The organism is Rahnella sp. BIGb0236 (genome assembly GCF_004364755.1).
Taxonomy (GTDB): domain Bacteria; phylum Pseudomonadota; class Gammaproteobacteria; order Enterobacterales; family Enterobacteriaceae; genus Rahnella; species Rahnella victoriana.
Genome location: NZ_SOAO01000006.1, coordinates 84,308 through 105,000, shown reverse-complemented (window position 1 = coordinate 105,000; position 20,693 = coordinate 84,308). Strand labels below are relative to the sequence as shown.

At 55.0% G+C, this 20,693-nt stretch carries 18 protein-coding genes; 8 read left to right on the top strand and 10 right to left on the bottom strand.

Annotated features, from left to right (window positions below; translation table 11 throughout):
• Window positions 1-21: 21 nt before the first annotated feature.
• Both EDF78_RS14030 and EDF78_RS14025 read right to left on the bottom strand, forming a co-directional pair.
• A complete protein-coding gene (locus EDF78_RS14030) occupies window positions 22-327 on the bottom strand; it encodes a putative quinol monooxygenase (RefSeq protein ID WP_095923548.1) in 306 nt (101 codons plus the stop codon).
• A gap of 30 nt (window positions 328-357) precedes the next feature.
• Window positions 358-945: an NAD(P)H-dependent oxidoreductase gene (locus tag EDF78_RS14025; RefSeq protein ID WP_095923547.1), complete on the bottom strand. Its 588-nt coding sequence runs from the start codon at window positions 943-945 to the stop codon at window positions 358-360.
• Window positions 946-1,278: 333 nt separating this feature from the next.
• On the opposite strand from EDF78_RS14025, the gene parC reads away from it, so the two are divergent.
• The 3 genes from parC (at window position 1,279) to ftsP (ending at window position 5,998) form a co-directional block, all read left to right on the top strand.
• Window positions 1,279-3,552 carry a DNA topoisomerase IV subunit A gene (gene parC / locus EDF78_RS14020; RefSeq protein WP_095923546.1) on the top strand — a complete coding sequence of 758 codons (2,274 nt, stop codon included), beginning with the start codon at window positions 1,279-1,281 and terminating at the stop codon, window positions 3,550-3,552.
• A 217-nt stretch (window positions 3,553-3,769) separates the two neighbouring features.
• Window positions 3,770-4,507 carry a 1-acylglycerol-3-phosphate O-acyltransferase gene (locus tag EDF78_RS14015; RefSeq protein WP_095923545.1) on the top strand — a complete coding sequence of 246 codons (738 nt, stop codon included), beginning with the start codon at window positions 3,770-3,772 and terminating at the stop codon, window positions 4,505-4,507.
• 75 nt (window positions 4,508-4,582) lie between these two features.
• Complete coding sequence (gene ftsP, locus EDF78_RS14010; RefSeq protein WP_095923544.1) at window positions 4,583-5,998, top strand: cell division protein FtsP; 1,416 nt, start codon at window positions 4,583-4,585, stop codon at window positions 5,996-5,998.
• 67 nt (window positions 5,999-6,065) lie between these two features.
• Here the strand turns inward: ftsP and dkgA are convergent, their stop codons facing one another.
• Together dkgA and EDF78_RS14000 are read right to left on the bottom strand one after the other, a co-directional pair.
• Window positions 6,066-6,890, bottom strand: coding sequence for a 2,5-didehydrogluconate reductase DkgA (gene dkgA / locus EDF78_RS14005; RefSeq protein WP_131693268.1), 825 nt, complete (start codon window positions 6,888-6,890; stop codon window positions 6,066-6,068).
• A 127-nt stretch (window positions 6,891-7,017) separates the two neighbouring features.
• Complete coding sequence (locus tag EDF78_RS14000) at window positions 7,018-8,058, bottom strand: NAD(P)-dependent alcohol dehydrogenase (protein ID WP_131693267.1); 1,041 nt, start codon at window positions 8,056-8,058, stop codon at window positions 7,018-7,020.
• A gap of 304 nt (window positions 8,059-8,362) precedes the next feature.
• Between EDF78_RS14000 and EDF78_RS13995 the strand changes: the two genes are divergently transcribed.
• Window positions 8,363-9,298: an AraC family transcriptional regulator gene (locus EDF78_RS13995; RefSeq protein ID WP_095923541.1), complete on the top strand. Its 936-nt coding sequence runs from the start codon at window positions 8,363-8,365 to the stop codon at window positions 9,296-9,298.
• A 9-nt stretch (window positions 9,299-9,307) separates the two neighbouring features.
• On the opposite strand, the gene EDF78_RS13990 is transcribed toward EDF78_RS13995, so the two are convergent.
• The 5 genes from EDF78_RS13990 to EDF78_RS13970 all read right to left on the bottom strand — a co-directional run bounded on the left by EDF78_RS13990 (window position 9,308) and on the right by EDF78_RS13970 (window position 14,404).
• Window positions 9,308-9,967: a DedA family protein gene (locus tag EDF78_RS13990; protein ID WP_119823274.1), complete on the bottom strand. Its 660-nt coding sequence runs from the start codon at window positions 9,965-9,967 to the stop codon at window positions 9,308-9,310.
• A 212-nt stretch (window positions 9,968-10,179) separates the two neighbouring features.
• Window positions 10,180-11,373, bottom strand: a complete 1,194-nt coding sequence (gene metC, locus EDF78_RS13985) for a cystathionine beta-lyase (RefSeq protein ID WP_119823272.1) — start codon at window positions 11,371-11,373, stop codon at window positions 10,180-10,182.
• A 179-nt stretch (window positions 11,374-11,552) separates the two neighbouring features.
• Window positions 11,553-12,845, bottom strand: a complete 1,293-nt coding sequence (locus EDF78_RS13980; RefSeq protein WP_095923538.1) for a TRAP transporter large permease — start codon at window positions 12,843-12,845, stop codon at window positions 11,553-11,555.
• A gap of 12 nt (window positions 12,846-12,857) precedes the next feature.
• Window positions 12,858-13,370 carry a TRAP transporter small permease gene (locus EDF78_RS13975; protein WP_133823322.1) on the bottom strand — a complete coding sequence of 171 codons (513 nt, stop codon included), beginning with the start codon at window positions 13,368-13,370 and terminating at the stop codon, window positions 12,858-12,860.
• Between the two features lie 56 nt (window positions 13,371-13,426).
• Window positions 13,427-14,404: a TRAP transporter substrate-binding protein gene (locus EDF78_RS13970; protein WP_095923536.1), complete on the bottom strand. Its 978-nt coding sequence runs from the start codon at window positions 14,402-14,404 to the stop codon at window positions 13,427-13,429.
• Window positions 14,405-14,929: 525 nt separating this feature from the next.
• Between EDF78_RS13970 and exbB the strand changes: the two genes are divergently transcribed.
• Together exbB and exbD are read left to right on the top strand one after the other, a co-directional pair.
• On the top strand, window positions 14,930-15,859 hold the full coding sequence (gene exbB, locus EDF78_RS13965) for a tol-pal system-associated acyl-CoA thioesterase (protein ID WP_229921253.1): 930 nt from the start codon (window positions 14,930-14,932) through the stop codon (window positions 15,857-15,859).
• Window positions 15,860-15,868: 9 nt separating this feature from the next.
• The gene (exbD, locus tag EDF78_RS13960; protein WP_095923534.1) at window positions 15,869-16,303 is read left to right on the top strand and encodes a TonB system transport protein ExbD; all 435 of its coding nucleotides are present in this window, start codon (window positions 15,869-15,871) and stop codon (window positions 16,301-16,303) included.
• A gap of 71 nt (window positions 16,304-16,374) precedes the next feature.
• On the opposite strand, the gene garD is transcribed toward exbD, so the two are convergent.
• Entirely contained in the window at window positions 16,375-17,946 is a 1,572-nt protein-coding gene (gene garD, locus EDF78_RS13955) for a galactarate dehydratase (protein ID WP_095923533.1), read from the bottom strand.
• Window positions 17,947-18,496: 550 nt separating this feature from the next.
• Here garD and EDF78_RS13950 point away from each other — a divergent pair.
• Window positions 18,497-19,843, top strand: coding sequence for an MFS transporter (locus EDF78_RS13950; RefSeq protein WP_095923532.1), 1,347 nt, complete (start codon window positions 18,497-18,499; stop codon window positions 19,841-19,843).
• 63 nt (window positions 19,844-19,906) lie between these two features.
• Window positions 19,907-20,677, top strand: coding sequence for a 2-dehydro-3-deoxyglucarate aldolase (gene garL / locus EDF78_RS13945; RefSeq protein ID WP_133823321.1), 771 nt, complete (start codon window positions 19,907-19,909; stop codon window positions 20,675-20,677).
• Window positions 20,678-20,693: the final 16 nt, after the last annotated feature.

Below are 20,693 nucleotides of genomic sequence, written 5' to 3'. Positions count from 1 at the left end.
TGATCCGCGCAGACCTTACGGTTACGCTTTCTCAATAATATGGATCACCACATCCAGCACGTCGGCTTTGATGTTTTCGCGGTGCTTATCCATATGTTCCGCCTGCTGATGCGCTTCGAGATGCGCGAGGCTTTCCCAGTCTTCCAGCATGAAAATGGAATCAGGCACCGTTTTGCGCCACGGGATCTGACCGTTGAAATCCACGTATGGCTCATAACGGTGACAGCCTTTCTCAGCGAGAACGCTCGGCAGCAGTGCTGTAATTTTTTCCATGACCGAATCGCGACGGCCTGGTTTTACTTTGATTTCAGCAATAACAGTGATCATAAAAACCTCTTTCCCGGGTGACCTTCAACCTTAGGCCTGACCGAATACATTTTCAAGGTGAGCGCGGTAGCGGGCGAAATCCCCTTCCACATCAGGCTGTTTGATCACGTCGTTACACATAAAGGTTGGCAGCGTATCAAGGCCGATAAACTGGTTGGCTTTGTGCTGTGCCATATAAACGCCGTCGACGCCGACGCCGTGGAAGAACTGTTCTTTATCTTCGAACGCTTCTAAAGGCGCGTTCCAGGTGACGGACAACATGTAGCATTTACCCTGCAACAGGCCGCCGGAACCGTATTTTTTCGTGTCATCGGAACGGGTACGGCCATCGCTGGCGTACAGTTTGCCGTGGCCTTCGGTGAACACTTCATCGATGTATTTTTTCAGCGTCCATGGCATACCCATCCACCAGCCCGGTTGCTGATAAATGATGGCATCGGCCCACAGATAGCTTTCGATCTCGGTCTGCACGTCATAACCGTCTTCCAGCACGGTCACGCGCACGTCGTGGCCTTTGTCGCGCAGGAAACTGGTCGCGACCTCGGTCAGGCTGTTATTCAGCGCGCCTTTGGAATGGGCAAAGGTCTTACCGGCATTGATAATCAGGATGTTACTCATGGTTTTTTTCCTTATCGGGAATTCTTAAATTCTGGGGGTCAGGCTGTTATCACGTAGTGTACTCAACTCTGCTGCACAGAAAAATGTGAGTTTGCGCACAAGACTATTGACTCAGATGCAATAATTGCAGAAACAGAGCGGCAAATTAACCATTCAGACGATGAATAACTGTTTAAAAATAAGGCAGAAACACAGCAACTGTGACAGTCATACGGCAGATGATGTACTATCGCGAACATCATTGCCTCGTGTAAGCCGCCTTAATGCGCCAGCGGGTGCAAGCTTCCTAAATTTCCAAAACGATAACGCCACGGGTCTGAGGATTAAACATCAATGAGCGAAATGACTCATGACGGAACAGAGCGTTTAGCTCTGCACACGTTTACTGAGAACGCCTATCTCAACTATTCCATGTACGTCATCATGGACCGCGCGCTGCCGTTTATCGGTGACGGGCTCAAACCGGTGCAGCGCCGTATTATTTATGCGATGTCCGAGCTGGGCCTGAGTAATAACGCCAAATTCAAAAAATCCGCGCGTACCGTCGGTGACGTGCTGGGTAAATACCATCCGCACGGCGACAGCGCCTGCTACGAAGCCATGGTGCTGATGGCACAGCCATTCTCATACCGTTATCCGCTGGTTGACGGGCAGGGGAACTGGGGTGCGCCGGATGATCCGAAATCCTTCGCCGCGATGCGTTATACCGAATCGCGTCTGTCAAAATATGCCGAAGTGCTGTTACGCGAATTAGGTCAGGGAACGGTGGATTACGTGCCGAACTTTGACGGCACCATGCAGGAGCCGAAAATGCTGCCTGCGCGTCTGCCGAATATTCTGCTCAACGGCACCACCGGTATCGCCGTCGGTATGGCGACGGATATTCCGCCGCATAACGTCCGCGAAGTGGCTGCTGCTGCGGTCGCCTTGCTGGAGAAGCCAAACAGCTCGCTCGAAGATTTGCTGGAATTCGTTCAGGGGCCGGATTTCCCGACGGAAGCCGAGATCATCACGCCGCGCCACGAAATCCGCAAAATGTACGAATCGGGCAAAGGCTCGGTGCGCATGCGTGCGGTGTGGCATAAAGAAGACGGCAGCGCGGTGATCACCGCCTTACCGCATCAGGTGTCCGGTGCGAAAGTGCTGGAGCAAATCGCCAGCCAGATGCGTGCCAAAAAGCTGCCGATGGTCGAAGATCTGCGCGACGAATCCGATCACGAAAACCCGACCCGTCTGGTGGTGGTGCCGCGATCTAACCGTATCGATCTGGATCAGGTGATGAACCACCTGTTCGCGACCACCGATCTGGAACGCAGCTACCGCATCAACATGAACATGATCGGGCTCGATCACCGTCCGCAGGTTAAAGGACTGGTGGAGATCCTGAAAGAATGGCTGGATTACCGTCGCGAAACGGTACGCCGCCGTCTGAACTACCGTCTCGATAAAGTCCTGAAACGCCTGCATATCCTCGAAGGTTTGCTGACCGCGTTCCTCAATATCGACGAAGTTATCCACATCATCCGTACCGAAGATGAGCCGAAGCCGGTGCTGATGCAGCGTTTCGAACTGTCGGACACGCAGGCGGAAGCGATCCTCGAGTTGAAATTACGTCATTTGGCGAAACTCGAAGAAACCAAAATCCGCGGTGAGCAGGATGAACTGGCAAAAGAGCGCGATCAGTTGCAGGCGCTGCTGGCGTCAGAACGCAAACTGGGCACGCTGATCCGCAAAGAAATTCAGGCTGACGCGGAAGCCTTTGGTGACGATCGCCGTTCGCCGATCACTGAACGCGAAGAAGCCAAAGCGATGAGCGAGCACGACTTCATTCCGTCCGAGCCGGTCACGATTGTGCTGTCAGAATCCGGCTGGGTGCGCAGCGCCAAAGGCCACGACATTGATGCCTCCGGCCTGAGCTACAAAGCGGGCGACAGCTTCCGTGCGGCGGCGAAAGGCAAGAGCAATCAGCCTGTGGTGTTTATGGACTCCACCGGCCGCAGCTATGCGCTTGATCCGACCACGTTGCCGTCGGCGCGCGGTCAGGGTGAACCGCTGACCGGTAAGCTGACACCGCCGCCGGGCGCGACCATTGAACATGTGCTGATGGCGGCAGACGACCAGAAACTGCTGATGGCCTCCGATGCGGGTTATGGCTTTGTTTGTACCTTCAATGATTTAGTGGCGCGTAACCGTGCCGGTAAAGCGATGATCACCTTGCCGGAGAATGCGAAAGCCTTCCCGCCAATGGAGCTGCATGGCGATGATGACATGCTGCTGTCGATCACTGCCGCAGGCCGTATGCTGATGTTCCCGGTCGCCGATCTGCCGCAGTTGTCGAAAGGCAAAGGTAATAAAATTGTTTCAATTCCGTCTGCACAGGCGGCCAGCGGCGAAGATAAACTGCAATGGCTGCTGGTGCTGCCACCGCAAACGTCGATCACTTTGCATGTCGGTAAACGTAAACTGGTTCTCCGTCCGGAAGACCTGCAGAAATTCCGCGCCGAACGTGGCCGTAAAGGAACCCTTCTGCCACGCGGTCTGCAACGTATCGATCGTGTTGAAGTCGATGCGCCTGTCCGCACCGGTGGCGGTGACAGCGAAGAATAAGACCGCTGTTAACCGGTAAAAGTCAGGGCACATTTGTGCCCTGAACTCTTTTCAGGGAATTCAGTGGCCTGAGACTGTTGTGCAGTGCAAAGATTTTACATTTGTAGTAATAAAACCGTTGTGCCGTGTTGAATGAGGCTTGAGAATAGTTCACCGCACAGGGAGCGAAACTGCACAGGTTTCTTACCGGCTTCGGCTGTAGTTTTAAGAGGATGTTATGTTATTTATTTTGCGTCTGATTATCGTGGTGGTTTACTCGATTCTGGTCAGTGTTTTTGGTTGCATCTATTGTCTTTTCAGTCCGCGAAACCCGAAACATGTGTCGACTTTCGGTAAGCTGTTTGGTCGTCTGGCACCGGTATTTGGCCTTCGCGTCGAAAAACGTATTCCGGCAGAAGCCGTGAATAACGGCAACTGTATTTATATTGCCAACCATCAGAACAATTACGACATGGTGACGGCCTCTTCCGTCGTCATGCCCGGAACAGTGACGGTGGGCAAAAAAAGCCTGGCCTGGATCCCATTTTTTGGTCAGCTGTACTGGTTAACCGGTAACCTGCTGATTGACCGTGATAACCGCGCCAAAGCGCACGGTACTATCGCGCAAGTGGTCAGCCAGATTAAGAAAAAGAATCTGTCGATCTGGATGTTCCCGGAAGGCACCCGCAGCCGTGGCCGCGGTCTGATGCCGTTCAAAACCGGGGCGTTCCATGCGGCGATTGCCGCCGGCGTGCCGATCGTGCCGATTTGCGTGTCGAACACCAGCAATAAGGTGAAGCTGAACCGCTGGTCAAACGGGCTGGTGATTGTCGAAATGCTGCCCCCGATCGACACCAGCGGATACACCAAAGAGCGCCTGCGTGAATTGTCGGAGCATTGTCGTCAGATCATGGCGGATAAAATCGCTGAGCTGGATGCCGAAGTCGCACAACGCGAAGCTGCCGCAAAAAAATAAAAGTTATCACACGTCATTTAATGCCCGTTGCCATTGATGGCGACGGGTCATCACTTTTGTTTTCATGGAGAAGATATGTCACTCAGTCGTCGCTCGTTCCTGCAAGCCTCCGGCGTGGCTCTTGCCGCAGGTGCTCTGCCTTTAAAAGCAGAAGCGAGTGGTTCGCAACCGGCATTACCTGTTCCCCCGCTGCTGGAATCCCGTCGCGGGCAACCGCTGTTTCTGACGTTGCAGGCCGCGCACTGGTCATTCCTCGGCGGCGCGAAAGCACCGGTCTGGGGCATCAACGGCATGTACCTCGGCCCGACCGTCAAAGTACACAGCGGTGATGACGTAAAACTGATCTACAGCAACCGTCTGGCTGAACCGGTTTCCATGACCGTCAGTGGTTTGCTCGAGCCGGGCACCCTGACCGGCGGCGGCGCGCGCATGATGCAGCCGGGTGTCGACTGGTCGCCGGTATTACCTATCCGTCAGGCTGCCGCCACCTGCTGGTACCACGCGAATACGCCGAACCGCATGGCACCGCACGTCTATAACGGGCTGGCGGGCATGTGGATCGTGGAAGATGAAGTCAGCAAGAATCTGCCGTTACCGAATCACTACGGCGTGGATGACTTCCCGATCATCATTCAGGACAAGCGTCTGGACGGTTTCGGTGTACCGCAATATGACACGCCCGCGTCCGGCGGTTTCTTTGGCGACACCATGCTGGTCAACGGCGTACAAAGCCCGTTCGTCGAGGTTTCACGCGGCTGGGTGCGCCTGCGTTTACTGAATGCGTCGAATGCCCGTCGTTACGAACTGAGCATGACCGACAACCGCGCGTTCCACGTCGTGGCCTCTGATCTCGGTTTCCTGCCTGCGCCAATGACGGTAAAACGTCTGTCGCTCGGGCCGGGTGAACGCCGTGAAGTGCTGGTGGATATGTCGCAGGGCGAAGAAGTGTCGATTACGGCCGGTGAAGCCGCAGGCGTGATGGACAGACTGCGCGGCCTGTTTGAACCGTCGAGTATTCTGGTGTCGACCATTGTGCTGACCCTGAAACCGACCGGCCTGTTGCCGCTGGTGACCGACAATCTGCCGATGCGTTTGCTGGCCGATCAGATCCTCTCCGGCAATGTTGTCCGCACCCGTGACATCCGTTTAGGCGACAGTGATCCGGGGATTAACGGCGCGCTGTGGGACATCAACCGCATTGACCTGACTGCGCAGCAAGGCACCTGGGAACGCTGGACGATCCACGCGGATATGCCGCAGACCTTCCATGCCGAAGGCGTGTCCTTCCTGGTGAAAAGCGTCAACGGCGCCGCGCCACTGGTGGAAGATGCCGGATTCAAAGACACGGTCTGGGTCGATGGTGATGTCGAACTGCTGGTGTATTTCAATCAGCCGTCGTACGACCATTTCCCGTTTGTCTATCGCAGCGGCGCGCTGGAACTGGCTGACCGCGGTTCTGCGGCGAACATGCTGGTTCAGCCGTCGATGTAAGCCCAAAGTCCCCATAAAAAACCCGCTCCGGCGGGTTTTTGTTTTATGGCTTACCGTGCGTAAAAGCCTACAGGCCTTTTTCCGGATCCGGCCCCAGACGGTGTTCTTTGTCCAGTTTGGTGACTTCCGCCAGTTCTTCCTTCTCCAGTTTAAAATCAAACACGTCGAAGTTTTCACGGATGCGTTTTGGCGTCACCGATTTCGGGATCACGATCAGCCCGTTATCTAAATGCCAGCGGATGACAATCTGTGCAGGCGTTTTGTCGTATTTCTCCGCCAGCTTCTGGATCAGCGGCTGATCAAATACGCCTTCGCCACCCTGTGCCAGCGGGCTCCAGGATTCGGTGGCGATGGTGTGTGTGGCATTCCAGGCATGAAGCTGGCGCTGCTGCATCAGCGGGTGTAACTCAATCTGATTCACGACAGGGAAAATGCCGGTCTCATCTTTCAGCTTCTGCAAATGCTGCAGCGGGAAATTACACACGCCGACACTCTTCGCCAGACCTTGCTCTTTCAGCTTCAGCAGGGCTTTCCAGGCCTCGACATAATGGCCCTGCGCCGGTTGTGGCCAGTGGATCAGGTACAGATCGACATAATCGGTCCGCAGCTTTTTCAGGCTGGTTTCCAGCGCCTGTGGGGCATTCAGCTGATCGTCATTCCACAGTTTGGTGGTGATAAACAGCTCTTCGCGTGGCACGAGGTTAGCGGCAATGGCTTCGCCGACGCCTTCCTCATTTTTGTAGATGGCGGCGGTATCAATATGGCGATAACCGGTTTCAATCGCCGTTTTTACCGCGCTGGTGGCTTCCTGATTACTGGCTTTCCATACGCCAAGTCCTAACTGAGGCATCAGATTGCCATCGTGAAGTTTAATGATGGGTTGCGTTGCCATGAGTTTCTCCTTTCAGGGCAGAGTGCCCGCCGGAATGCACGGGCGCTATGTTGGGATTGACGTTAAGTCTAGTTAACGAAACGGCATCTTGCTGAGCAGGCTACCTATTTATAGACCCGGAAGATCCTTATGCGTTCATATCGAGTATCACGCGGTAGCGCGCTTTGCCGTCGTGCAGGTGTTCTACCGCCTCGTTGATTTTGCTCAGCGGGAAGTGCTCCACCTGCGGCGCAATCTGATGACGGGCGCAGAACGCCAGCATGTCGGCCAGACGTGAAGGGGAACCGGTAGGTGAACCGGACACCTGAGCCTGTTTGCTGATCAGCGCCATCACATGCAGCGGCACGGCTTCCGGCACCACGCCGACAAAGTGCAGGCGGCCTTTCGGTGCCAGCGTGGCGATGAAGGCGTCCCAGTCCAGCGATGCATTGGCGGTGACCATGATGAAATCCAGCTCACCAGCAATGTCCTTCAGCGCCTCACTGTCACGGGTGGCGACCACGCGGTGCGCGCCCAGAGACAAGGCTTCATCACGTTTCGCCAGTGAGGAGGTAAACGCGGTGACCTCGCAGCCCCACGCATTCAGAAAGCGCAGCGCCATGTGGCCTAAACCGCCGATACCGACCACGCCGACGCGGTGCGTGGGCAGTACGCCGAATTGCAGCAGCGGGTTGAAGACGGTGATGCCGCCACAGAACAGCGGACCGGCGCTGGTGATATCCACGCCTTCCGGCAGCGGGATCGCCCACGCCCAGTGGCTGCGGATGCGGTCAGCGAAACCGCCGTGATGACCGATAATGGTGGCTTCCACATCGTGGCACAGATGCTGATCGCCGGACATACAAGGGTGACAGTGCATACAACTGCCACGGTTCCAGCCCACGCCGACAATCTGGCCGACCTTCAGCCCTTTGTTTTGCGCGTGATGACCGATTTTGACGATTTTACCCACCACTTCATGGCCCGGTACAAACGGATATTGCGTGATGCCCCAGTCGTTATTGAGCATCGACAGATCCGAATGGCAGACGCCGCAGTAATCAATGGCCACTTCGATTTCTTCATCACCGATCGGACCGGCATCAAACGGGAAAGCTTCCAGCGGCTGTTTCGGGCCAGCAGCGGCCCAGGCATTAAACGTATTTTCAGCAGCAACGGGTGCGGACATACAATCCTCCAGATTGGGATGTGAGGCGAAACATGAATTGAAATAAGGCGTTATCAGGAAATTGAATCGTTGACCGAAGCACGGTCAGGATCTGCGAATGAAAAGTGCGTTCATACAGACTAGCAGTTCATCGCATTTATGCAGGTGTGTCCCCCTGCGGAAGGCAACACCACTGTAAGAGAAAACGGACAGCAGGATGATGCACAATTCTGCCTGAGTCTTGCCTGATTCTGCTTGTCTCTGTAGGAAAGTACGGGGTTATGGCAGAATCAGTGCCAGTTTATTGAATGTGTGGAGCGGAATGATGGAAAACGTGAACAGCCTGTGCGCCCGCATGGCAAACCGGGTCGCGCAACTCAGCGGTGATAAAAACCTCACGCCGTCGGCGGTGCCGCAGGTCACGCTGATGTACACCACGCGCTATCATCCTCGTCAGCCGGTTTTGTACAATCCCGGCGTGGTCATCCTCTTTCAGGGGCGCAAAGTGGGTTATCTGGGCAAGAAAACCTTCTCCTATGATCCGCATAATTATCTGATGCTGACCGTGCCGCTGCCGTTTGAATGTGAGACGTTCAGCAGCCCGGAAGAGCCGCTGGCCGGTATCCAGATCAGCATTGATAACCTGATGTTGCAGGATCTGCTGATGGATATGGGGGATGAAAGTGTGGTGCGTCAGAAAGAGCCGTCAACCGGCATCAACTCCGGCGTGCTGGACGGCGATATTCTCTGTGCCACCGAGCGCCTGCTGGATGTGATGGATAAGCCGCTGCATGCCCGCATTCTGGGGCCGAAAATTATCCGCGAGATCCTGTTCTTTATTCTGACCAGTGAGAACGGCGGGGCGTTGCAGGCGCTGGTAAACCGTCATACCCATTTCAGCCAGATTGCCAAATCCCTGCGCCGCATTGAAGCGCAGTACGCCGACAACCTCAGCGTGGAAGCGCTGGCCAGCGAAGTGAACATGAGCATTTCGGCGTTTCACCATAACTTCAAAGCAGTGACCAGCACCTCGCCGTTGCAGTACCTGAAAACTTACCGTCTGCACCGGGCGCGGACGCTGATGATTTTTGACGGCGTGAAAGCCAGCGTGGCGGCATTACAGGTCGGCTACGAAAGCGCGTCACAATTCAGCCGTGAATTTAAACGCTATTTTGGCGTGACGCCGAGTGATGAGATGGCGCGTCTGCGCGAAGGGAGTTCCGGTGTGCTGGCGCTGGCGGATGTGGCGTTTAAAGCCTGAGTCCGCGGCTCAGAAGCGGCATTTGCGTTTCTTCCAGATCACCACCAACCCGCCAGCCAGACCGATGACCAGCAGCAGAACCGGTAAAATCATCAGCCCCGCCATGACCTGATCTTCATGGCGTTTGACCAGCGGAATGTGGCTCAGCGCGAAACCGATGGAGATCACCACGCCAACCCACAGGATGGCGCTCAGCCAGTTAAAGAACTGGAAGCGGGCGTTGTTCAACCCGGAGATGCCTGCCATGGTCGGCAACAGGGTGCGGATAAAGGCCAGAAAACGGCCAACCAGCAGCGCCATCAGTCCGTGTTGGGTAAACATATGATGCGCCCGCTGATGATAATGCGCCGGTAGCTGTAACAGCCAGCCTTTGACCAGACGGGTATGGCCGAGCCATCGCCCCTGAATATAACTCAGCCAGCAGCCGAGGCTGGCGGCGGTAACCAGAATAATCAGGGTGGGGACGAAGCTCATCACGCCTTTGGCGATAAGCGCGCCGGTCAGCAGCAGCAGGCTGTCACCGGGCAGGAAAGAGGCGGGAAGCAACCCGTTTTCGAGAAACAGCGTGGCAAACAGGACGGCGTAAATCACCCAGAGAAGTTTCGGGTCGGCGAGCATACTGAAATCATGCTGCCAGAGCGCATGAAAAATGTCGCAAATAACTGCCATATTCTGTCCTGTTTCTGTTCATGAAAAACTGTCACTGAGCAGTGTACCGCGATTTGCGTCTGAAGACGTTGATCTGAGGCTACTGCGAAAAAGACAGAGTGCCCCGGCAACATTCACCGGAGCTAAAGATAGCTTACAGATTATTCTCATTCTGCGGATGAAAATCCGACAGATACCTTACCGATCTGCGCGGCGTGTCGCAATCTCAGCGGTCAGGAGGCGGCAATCCGTTCAAATGCCGTTGAAAGATCGGCAATCAGGTCGTCACAGTTTTCCAGCCCGATGTGTAACCGCACCAGCGTGCCGGTGAAATCGACGGTTTCTGCCGGGCGTATGGCCTGGATCTCTTCCGGCTGATTGGCCAGAACCAGTGATTCAAAGCCGCCCCAGGAATAGGCCATGCTGAAATGTTCAAAATGGTCGAGGTAGTCGGAAAGCTGTTGTTTGTTCAGACGCTGTTTCAGAACGAAAGAGAACAGACCGCAGCTGCCGGTGAAATCGCGTTTCCAGAATTCATGGCCCTTGCTGCCGGGTAATGCCGGATGATTGACCACTGCGACTTCCGGGCGCTCTGCCAGCCACTGTGCGATGCGGATACTGCTTTCTGCATGCTGTTTCAGCCGTACGCCCATGGTGCGTAATCCCCGGCTTGCCACGTAAGCGGTGTCGGCGTCGACCATTTGCCCCATCAGATACGAGTGTTCCCGCAGTTGCGGCCAGCAACGGGCGTTAGAGACGGCGGTGCCAATCATGGCGTCCGAATGGCCGACGATATATTTGGTGCCCGCCTGAATCGAAATATCGATATCGAATTCCAGCGCTTTGAACAAAATGCCCGCTGCCCAGGTGTTGTCGATCATGATAACGACATCAGGATTGACCGCACGCACGGCGCTCACCATCGCCGGAATATCCGGGACTTCCATGGTGATGGAACCCGGTGATTCGAGGAACACCACTTTGGTATTGGGCTGCATCAGCGCACCCAGTTCCGCGCCGAGGTGGGCCGGGAAATAGGTGGTGGATACACCGAGTTTTTTCAGCACTTTTTCGCAGAAATCCTGCGTCGGTTCGTAGGCTGAACCGGCCACCAGAATATGATCGCCGCTGCTGACAAACGACAGCACCGCATTACTGACCGCCGCCGCGCCGCAAGGGTACAGCGCGCAACCCGCGCCGCCTTCCAGCTCGACCATCGCTTCCTGCAAAGAGAAGTGCGTCAACGTGCCGCGACGTCCGTAAAATAACTCGCCGTTGGCGCGGTTGGCGGTGGCGTGTTTTTTATCTGCCACGGTTTCAAACACCAGCGATGAGGCGCGCTGGATCACGGCATTCACTGAACCCTGGGTGAATTTCTTATTCCGCCCGGCGCTGACCAGCGCGGTCTCAATTTTCTTCGACGACATAATCCGTATTTCATCCTGTTATGTGGCGCGGCACGCTCTGGCATCCGCTGATATGTCATTAACTTAACATGATGAATTTCAGGGATCAGGCTTTTGGCCGGTGGATGAGAAAATTTCAGCAGCCCGGCCAAAAAAAAGCCCGTCCTGACGACGGGCAAGGGAGAAATGCTTTACCGGTGTCAGCCGGTGTAGACGCCGAACAGTTTGGGCAGGAACAGTGAAATCGTCGGGATATACGTCACCAGCATCAGCACCACGAACAGCACGCAGTAAAACGGCATCATGGATTTGACGACGTTTTCGATGCTCTGTTTACTCACCGCACTGGCGACAAACAGCACCGAGCCGACCGGCGGCGTGATCAGGCCGATCCCCAGATTCACCAGCATGATCATGCCGAAATGCACCGGATCGATGCCCAGCGACAACACCACCGGCAGCAGCACCGGCGTCAGGATCAGAATGATCGGCGCCATGTCCATCAGCGTGCCGATCATCAGCAACATGATGTTGATCCACATGAGGATCACGTACTTGTTGTCCGAGATTGAGGTGAAGAATTCCGTGATGCGCATCGGCAACTGCATGTAGGTCATCACCGCGCCAAAGCTGGCGGCAAAGCCGATCAGAATCATCACGATACTGACGGTTTTCACCGTGCGGTACATCAGTTTCGGCAGTTCATTCCATTTGTAATCGCGGTAGATAAACATGGTGACGAAGAATGACCACAGACAGGCAATCGCCGCCGATTCCGTGGCGGTAAATATCCCGCTGAGAATACCGCCCATGATGATGACGACGGTCATCAGCCCCCACAGCGTGTCGATGAAAATCTTCAGCGCCTGGCGGAACGGCACGCGTTCACCTTTCGGGTATCCGCGTTTGTGCGCGAACATCACACACATCACCATCAGCGTCAGGCTGAGCAGCAGGCCGGGCAGAATACCGGCGATGAACAGCGCGGCGATCGACACCGTGCCGCCGGTTGCCAGCGAATAAATGACCGAGTTATGGCTGGGCGGTGTGAGGATCGCCTGTACCGAGCCGCTGGCGGTGACCGCCGCAGCAAAGTCTCGCGGGTAACCTTTTTTCTCCATTTCCGGGATCATCACCGAACCGATCGACGCCGTGTCGGCCACCGAGGATCCCGAAATCGCGCCAAAAAAGGTGGAGGCCACGATATTCACCAGTGACAGGCCGCCGCGGATAAACCCGACAAAGATGTAGGCAAAACTGACCAGCCGGCGGGCGATCCCTCCTTCGGCCATGATGGCGCCCGCCAGAATAAAGAACGGGATCGCCAGCAGTGAAAATTTGTTCACGCCGTTGGTCAGCTGGATCATCAGCGCTTCAAACGGCAAATCAATCCACCAGGCTCCTGCCAGCGCACTCAGCCCGACGGCATAGGCGACCGGCACGCCAATCGCCAGCATCACCGCCAGCGTTAACAACAAGATTAATGCATCCATAACAGGCTCCGGTCAGGCGTCAGAATTGCCCAGTATCACCACAGGCCGCTGATGTTGCGGGCCGGCAATGATCTGCTCGATGATGAATAACAGCGTCAGCGCAGAACCTACAGGCAGCGGCAGATAGGTTTGTCCGGCGGTCAGCAGCGGGAATTCCGCCACCGGCTGTTGCCAGAGCTCGCTGCACAATTGCAGGCTGTACCAGAAAATAAACACGCTGATCGCCAGCATCATCAGGTCAGCCAGCAGGGCGGAGAATTTTTTCAGCGCAGGCGGCAGACGGTCGGTAACCATGGCGACGACAATGTGCGACCCGGCGCGGTAACTGACGGCAGCGCCGGTAAAGGTGAACGTCACCATACACATGATCGCGATCGGTTCCGGCCACGACAGGGCGCTGTTCATGACGTAGCGGGCAAAAATGCCGATCGGGATCACCGCCACCATCAGCAGCAGAGCGATCCCGGCCAGCCACATCGCGCAGCGGTAAAGAATGTCCATCAGGGTGTGATAACTCGAAACCATAAATCCCCCGGCGAAAGATCAAAAAGAGGCAGCCCGCAGGCTGCCGGTATCAGGCGTTATTTGACGTCAGCGATTTGCTGCATCAGTTCCTGATGGTCTTTGCCGAATTCATCGCGCACGGATTGCGTGGCTTTGACGTAAGTCGCCGGGTCGATTTCATAGAATTTCACGCCGCCCGCTTTCATGGTGGCGAGGGCTTTCTCGTTATAGGCTTTCCACAGTTCGCGCTGCTCGTCCTGCGCTTCTTTTGCCAGTTTGAGGATCAGTTGCTGGTCTTCCGGTTTCAGCTTGTCCCATTTCACTTTTGAGTACAGGAACAGCTCAGGAATGATGAAGTGACGGCTGTAGGTGTAGTTTTTCACCACCGGCAGATAGTTATGGGCGACGAAGGTTGGCGGATTGTTTTCGGTGCCGTCGATAACCCCGGTCTGCATGCCGCTGAACACTTCACTGACGCCCATCGCCACCGGGTTTGCGCCCATGGCTTTCAGCGTCGCCAGGGCGATCGGGCTGCCCTGCACACGGATTTTCATGCCGTGCAGATCTTCCGGTTTCACCACCGGCTGTTTGGTGATCAGGTTACGCGTGCCGCCATCCATCCAGCCGAGGAACACCAGACGGGAATTCGGGTTGTTAGTAATTTTGTCGCCGATTTCTTTACCGATCTGACCGTCCAACACTTTGTGCATGTGGTCTTCATCGCGGAAAATATAGGGCAGGGTGAAGACGTTAATTTCCGGCAAAATCGACGCCACTGGCGTCATCGAGACACGGATGATGTCCAGCGCACCGAGCTGCGCCTGTTCAATTTCCTGTTTTTCATCACCCAGCACGCCGCCGGGGAAGGTTTTGATTTCCAGTCTTCCGTCAGTTTGTTTTTGCAGTTTTTCGCCCATGTGCTGAACGGCGACCACATTCGGATAACCTTGCGGATGGACATCCGCGGCTTTCAGTGTCTGCGCTGACAGGCCATGGGTGAATAAAAGGGTCGCGGAACTCAGGCAAAGGCTGAGAAGTGCTTTTTGCATTTTCATCAGTTTGTCTCCAGGGTACTCGGTAAGGGAACGGAAAAATGACACCAAAAAATGAACCGTGCTGATGCGCAGGGCATCGGGTGCATGTAGTTATATCGGGCGAATTAACCTTTTAAATGAAATGGATAACAGACATGCCTTTGTAGGGTCTCCGCCTGTGAACTGCACTTTATCCTATTTATATCTGCGCGGTATTTGAGCATTATCACAAACTTATAACAGATGTAAAATGGTGTTACTTTTTATTTAAAATGTTGTTTTAACTTTAGTAATTGGGATTAGCTGATTGATTTACCGCCATATTTTTTAGAAAAGTGTGACGGGGATTAAATTGTTCACGCCGTGTTCAATCAGGAAAAACCTTGTCATCCGTCAACGACACACCGGCCTTCAGGTTGCACAATGTAAATAATAATGAGAACGACTATCAATTAGGGCTTTTTCTTTGATATCATTCGGCGTTATTCATTCCTTCTACACACTGATTCTGGCTGGAGGCGACGCGTGAAAACGGCTCGCAATAAGATGAAAGAGGCGACCTCATTACTGATGTCGTTAATGTTGGTTGCTGGCTTAAGCGGCAACGCGATGGCGGCACCTGCGACGCCGGCAGCACAAGCGGTCACGTCTGCGGCAACGCAACCGGCCCCGGCGGCAGAGACTCCGGCTCCGGCGACAGCCGATGCCACCCCAGCCCCGGTGATGCAACCTGCTCCAACGGAAGCGACCCCAGTGATCCCTACCGATTTGTCTGTGTTGGGCATGTACCATCACGCTGATGTGGTGGTGAAAACGGTGATGATCGGTTTGCTGCTGGCCTCTGTCGTCACTTGGGCATTGTTGTTCAGTAAAGGTGCTGAAGTGTTCACCGGCAAACGCCGCATGCGCCGCGAGTTTGATGCGCTGTCTTCCGTCCGCACGCTGGACGAAGCCGCTGAGCAGGCTGAAAGCTTCGCCGCCAGCAGCATCAGCGCCCAGATGATCCGCGATGCGCAGAACGAACTTGAATTGTCTGCCGGTTCGACCGACAACAACGGCATTAAAGAACGTACCGGTTTCCGCCTTGAGCGTCGCGTCAGCGCCGCAGGCCGTTACATGGGACGTGGCAACGGTATTCTGGCGACCATCGGGGCCATCTCGCCATTCGTCGGTCTGTTCGGTACGGTGTGGGGCATCATGAACAGCTTCATCGGTATCGCCCAGACACAAACCACTAACCTGGCGGTTGTGGCACCGGGTATCGCCGAAGCCTTGCTGGCGACGGCAGTAGGTCTGGTGGCAGCCATCCCTGCGGTGGTGATCTACAACATTTTCGCCCGTACCATTACTTCTTACCGTCATCAGGTAGGCGATGTGGCGGCGCAGATTATCCTGTTACAGGGCCGTGATTTGGATCTGGCTGCCAGCGAAGGCGATGCGCCACGCGGTCAGACAGGTCAGTTACGCGTAGGGTAAGAACAGATTATGGCTATTCGGTTAAACGACGATATCGACGAAAGCGGTGAAATGCATGACATCAACGTCACGCCTTTTATCGACGTCATGCTGGTGTTGCTGATCATCTTCATGGTGGCGGCACCGCTGGCTACTGTGGATGTGCGGGTGGATTTACCGGCTTCGACGGCGAAACAGCAGCCGCGTCCGGAGAAACCGATCTTCCTGTCGGTGAAAGCGGACAAGCAACTGTTCCTCGGCGATACGCCGGTCAACAGCAGCAACCTGACCGCCATGCTGGATCAGCGTACTCAGGGCAATAAACAGAGTACGATTTTCTTCCGCGCGGATAAGAGTGTCGACTACGAAACGCTGATGAGCGTGATGGATAACCTGCGGAAAGCCGGTTACCTGAAAGTCGGGCTGGTTGGTGCAGAACAAACCGGTGCCGCTGCGGCGCAGTAAGTTCTCGCTCAAATCCGAAATACCAAAAAGGCCAGCAATGCTGGCCTTTCGTTTATCGGTAAAACGGTCACTCAGGTCACCGGTGCCGGGTTAAATACCGCCAGCGCATTGTGGATGCCCCATGTGTCTGACCAGGTTTTCTTGCGGCCGCTGGCGATGTCCAGAATGAAGTGGAACAACTCCCAGCCCACATCCTCGATGGTCGCATCCCCGGTTGCAATCGTCCCGGCGTTGATGTCCATCAGATCGTGCCAGCGGTTTGCCAGCGTGGTGCGGGTCGCCATTTTAATCACCGGTACTGCCAGCAGGCCGTACGGCGTGCCGCGACCGGTGGTGAATACCTGCACGGTGATCCCGGAAGCCAGTTGCTGGGTTCCGCAGACAAAATCGCTGGCAGGCGTGGCGGCGTAAATCAGCCCTTTTTTCGTCGGGCGCTGGCCCGGAGACAACACTTCGGAAATCGCGCTGGTGCCGGATTTGGCAATCGAACCCAGTGCCTTTTCAACCACGTTAGCCAGACCGCCTTTTTTGTTGCCCGGCGACGGATTGGCGCTGCGGTCGGTTTGTCCCATCGACAGATAATCATCGTACCAGGCCATTTCTTCCAGCAGACGTTTGCCCACTTCGACATCCGCGGCGCGCGGGGTCAGCAGATGGATGGCATCGCGGACTTCCGTCACTTCAGAGAACATCACGGTGGCACCGCAGCGCACCAGCAAATCAGAGGCATAACCGACTGCCGGATTGGCCGTGACGCCGGAGAAGGCATCGCTGCCGCCACACTGCGTACCGACCACCAGATCGGAAGCCGGGCAGGTTTCGCGCTGGCGACGGTTCAGGCGCTCAAGATGGAATTGTGCGACGGTCAGGATATCGTCCACCATCGACTGGAAGCCGACATGCTGCTCATCCTGCAAACGCACAATGTGCGTGTCATCGAGCGAAATCGCCTGCACATCCGGCGTGCCTTCCAGCAGGCGCTCCGGTTGTAATTTCTCACAACCCAGGCCGACCACCATCACCTCGCCGCCAAAGTTCGGGTTCAGCGCCAGATTGTGGATGGTGCGGATCGGCACGATCGCCGCCGGGGCGTTAATCGCCACACCGCAGCCGTACAGGTGATTCAGCGCCACGACGCCATCGACATTGGGGAATTTGGGCAGTAAATCACGTTCAATGATTTTCACCACGTAATCCACCACGCCTGCCACACAGTGCACGCTGGTGGTGATCCCCAGCAGATTTTTAGTGCCAACGCTGCCGTCGGCATTGCGGTAACCTTCGAAGGTATAACCTTCCAGCGGGGGTAATTCTGGCGGTACGCGGGTCGCCAGCGGCAGGCTGTTCAGCTCAGGCGCAACCGGTAATTCCACCAGCGATTCGTCAATCCAGCCGCCCTGCGCGATATCCCTTACGGCATAACCAATCACTTCACCATAACGAATAATATCGCCGCCTTTGGCAATTGGATCTAAAGCGACTTTATGGCCTTGCGGAATATGCTCAATTAATTCCAGACCATTGGCAAATCGGGTGCCGGCTTTTAAGCCGTTGTCATTCACAATAATGGCCACGTTATCGCTTTCATGCACTTTAATAAAAAGAGCTTCGGTGGCGTGTTCTTTATCTTTATTACGTGACATAACTGTCTCCGCGTTTATTAAACATCCCGGAAAAAATTCCGGTTAATTCTCTGAAGTTGACGCTCAATAATGCTCTTGTCAAACATGCTCTGGTGATACAGGGTATGGCGTCCATTATAAGGCAGTCTTCCGGGAACCTCATTGTGCAACTGACCAGCTTTTTGCCTGATGAACGTCATTCTGTGTGGCAGGTGACAGAATAAATGTGATGCAAATCACCCTTTGATTTGCGCGGTTATCGCCACCGCACAATCTGTGATTCTCCTCCCACAGCGATGTGTGGATGCAAAAGAATAGTCATCATCCGTGGGACGATTCTTGGGCGAATGCACAGTGTTATTTCGGGACCTCTTTTTTATACTGTATTGGCCCTCTGAAGGTGACGTTAAAAGTAATACAGGTAAATTTCAGGCAATCATAAACAGAGTGTTAATTGCCTGCTTCGTATAAAGGAACTGAACGGTGAATAACCACAGGTGAATAAAACAACGTTATTTCGCCAGCGGTAAGTTCCCTGAAAAAGTTTCGTATTATGACAATGAGGGTCACCATGAACATTCAATCCGAGTCACGGGCAATCGCGCAAAGTAAGGTGCGGACCCATATCCGTTACTATATTTTGCTGATTATCTTTCTCATCACGGCGGTGAATTACGCCGACCGTGCAACGCTTTCTATCGCTGGTACCGAGGTCGCGCGTGAGCTGGGCCTGGATGCTGCCGACATGGGACAAATTTTTGCCGCGTTCGGCTGGGCTTATCTGATTATGCAGCTGCCCGGCGGCTGGTTACTGGACCGGTTTGGTTCCAAAAAAGTGTACACCTACAGTCTGTTCTTCTGGTCGCTGTTCACCCTGTTACAGGGCTTTGTCGGCTGGTTCCCGCTGGCATACGGCGCTTTGACGCTGTTTATGCTGCGCTTTATGCTCGGCTTCTCTGAAGCGCCTTCTTTCCCGGCCAACGCCCGTATCGTGGCGGCCTGGTTTCCGACCACGGAGCGCGGCACGGCTTCGGCAATATTTAACTCCGCGCAGTATTTCTCGCTGGCGCTGTTCTCACCGTTGCTCGGCTGGCTGACCTACGCCTGGGGCTGGGAACATGTCTTTATCGTCATGGGCGTGATTGGCTTTGTGCTGACGCTGGTGTGGATCAAATTCATCCATAACCCGCCGGAGCATCCGAATATCTCCAAAAGCGAACTGGAATTCCTGAAAGACGGCGGCGCGGTGGTTGATATCGACCACAAGAAAACGGACACGGCGAAAAGTGGCCCGAAATGGAGTTACGTTCGCCAGATGTTGAGCAGCCGCATGATGCTGGGGATCTTCTTCGGGCAGTATTTCATCAACAGTATTACGTGGTTCTTCCTGACCTGGTTCCCGATTTATCTGGTTCAGGAAAAAGGCATGTCTATTCTTAAAGTCGGGATGATTGCGGCTATCCCGGCACTGTGTGGTTTTGCCGGTGGCGTACTGGGCGGCGTGTTCTCAGATTACCTGATCCGACGCGGTTACTCGCTGACCGTGGCACGTAAAATTCCTATCGTGCTGGGCATGTTGTTAGCCACCAGCATCATCTTGTGTAACTACACCGACAACAACGCCCTGGTGGTGACCCTGATGGCGCTGGCGTTCTTCGGTAAAGGCTTCGGGGCGCTGGGCTGGCCGGTGATTGCCGATACCGCGCCGAAAGAAGTCATCGGCCTGTGCGGCGGCATTTTCAACGTATTCGGCAACGTGGCTTCTATCGTCACGCCACTGGTGATCGGCTACATGGTGAAAGGCCTGCATTCATTCAACATGGCATTAATTTTTGTGGGCTGTTCAGCACTGATGGCGATGCTTTGCTATCTGCTGGTGGTCGGCGATATCAAACGTCTGGAACTTAAGAAACAGTAAATTGTGATGCGGGGCATTCCGGGCTTCCGGCTCTGCCCCCTTTAATGAGGTCAGATATCAGATATGAGTAATCAAATGATTCCCAACCGTTTTCGCCAGGATTTGTTGCAAGGGAAAACCCTGATTGGTTGCTGGTCAGCATTGTGCAGCCCGATTACCACTGAAGTGCTGGGCGTGGCGGGTTTTGACTGGCTGCTGCTCGATGGCGAACATGCGCCGAATGATGTCACGACGTTTGTGCCGCAACTGATGGCGCTGAAAGGCAGCCGCAGTGCGCCGGTCGTTCGTCCGCAGTTCAATGATCCGGTGGTGATTAAGCGCCTGCTGGATATCGGTTTCTACAATTTCCTGATCCCGTTTGTCGAAACGCAGCAACAGGCTGAACTGGCCGTGGCATCAACGCGCTATCCGCCAGCAGGCATCCGTGGTGTCTCCGTTTCGCATCGCAGCAACATGTTCGGCACCGTGCCGGATTACTTCAACAGCATTAACGACAACATCGCGGTGATGGTGCAAATCGAAAGCCAGCAGGGCGTCGATAATCTGGATGCAATTGCTGCCGTTGACGGCATCGACGGCATTTTTGTTGGCCCGAGCGATCTGGCTGCGGGCATGGGGCATCTCGGCAACGCCGGGCACTCTGACGTGCAGGCCGCCATCCGTCACATCTTCGCGCGTGCAAAAGCACACGGCAAAGCCAGCGGCATTCTGGCACCGGTGGAAGCCGATGCGCGCCGTTATCTGGAATGGGGCGCGACCTTCGTGGCGGTCGGCAGTGATTTAGGCGTTTTCCGCGCCGGGACTCAGGCGCTGTGCGATCGCTTCACCCAGTGATCCGCTCTCAAACATC

What these genes read in the sequence shown, in the direction of transcription:
- EDF78_RS14030 (WP_095923548.1), bottom strand. Translation starts at nt 327, where the DNA reads ATGATCACTGTTATTGCTGAAATCAAAGTAAAACCAGGCCGTCGCGAT.
- EDF78_RS14025 (WP_095923547.1), bottom strand. Translation starts at nt 945, where the DNA reads ATGAGTAACATCCTGATTATCAATGCCGGTAAGACCTTTGCCCATTCC.
- parC (WP_095923546.1), top strand. Translation starts at nt 1,279, where the DNA reads ATGAGCGAAATGACTCATGACGGAACAGAGCGTTTAGCTCTGCACACG.
- EDF78_RS14015 (WP_095923545.1), top strand. Translation starts at nt 3,770, where the DNA reads ATGTTATTTATTTTGCGTCTGATTATCGTGGTGGTTTACTCGATTCTG.
- ftsP (WP_095923544.1), top strand. Translation starts at nt 4,583, where the DNA reads ATGTCACTCAGTCGTCGCTCGTTCCTGCAAGCCTCCGGCGTGGCTCTT.
- dkgA (WP_131693268.1), bottom strand. Translation starts at nt 6,890, where the DNA reads ATGGCAACGCAACCCATCATTAAACTTCACGATGGCAATCTGATGCCT.
- EDF78_RS14000 (WP_131693267.1), bottom strand. Translation starts at nt 8,058, where the DNA reads ATGTCCGCACCCGTTGCTGCTGAAAATACGTTTAATGCCTGGGCCGCT.
- EDF78_RS13995 (WP_095923541.1), top strand. Translation starts at nt 8,363, where the DNA reads ATGGAAAACGTGAACAGCCTGTGCGCCCGCATGGCAAACCGGGTCGCG.
- EDF78_RS13990 (WP_119823274.1), bottom strand. Translation starts at nt 9,967, where the DNA reads ATGGCAGTTATTTGCGACATTTTTCATGCGCTCTGGCAGCATGATTTC.
- metC (WP_119823272.1), bottom strand. Translation starts at nt 11,373, where the DNA reads ATGTCGTCGAAGAAAATTGAGACCGCGCTGGTCAGCGCCGGGCGGAAT.
- EDF78_RS13980 (WP_095923538.1), bottom strand. Translation starts at nt 12,845, where the DNA reads ATGGATGCATTAATCTTGTTGTTAACGCTGGCGGTGATGCTGGCGATT.
- EDF78_RS13975 (WP_133823322.1), bottom strand. Translation starts at nt 13,370, where the DNA reads ATGGTTTCGAGTTATCACACCCTGATGGACATTCTTTACCGCTGCGCG.
- EDF78_RS13970 (WP_095923536.1), bottom strand. Translation starts at nt 14,404, where the DNA reads ATGAAAATGCAAAAAGCACTTCTCAGCCTTTGCCTGAGTTCCGCGACC.
- exbB (WP_229921253.1), top strand. Translation starts at nt 14,930, where the DNA reads ATGAAAGAGGCGACCTCATTACTGATGTCGTTAATGTTGGTTGCTGGC.
- exbD (WP_095923534.1), top strand. Translation starts at nt 15,869, where the DNA reads ATGGCTATTCGGTTAAACGACGATATCGACGAAAGCGGTGAAATGCAT.
- garD (WP_095923533.1), bottom strand. Translation starts at nt 17,946, where the DNA reads ATGTCACGTAATAAAGATAAAGAACACGCCACCGAAGCTCTTTTTATT.
- EDF78_RS13950 (WP_095923532.1), top strand. Translation starts at nt 18,497, where the DNA reads ATGAACATTCAATCCGAGTCACGGGCAATCGCGCAAAGTAAGGTGCGG.
- garL (WP_133823321.1), top strand. Translation starts at nt 19,907, where the DNA reads ATGAGTAATCAAATGATTCCCAACCGTTTTCGCCAGGATTTGTTGCAA.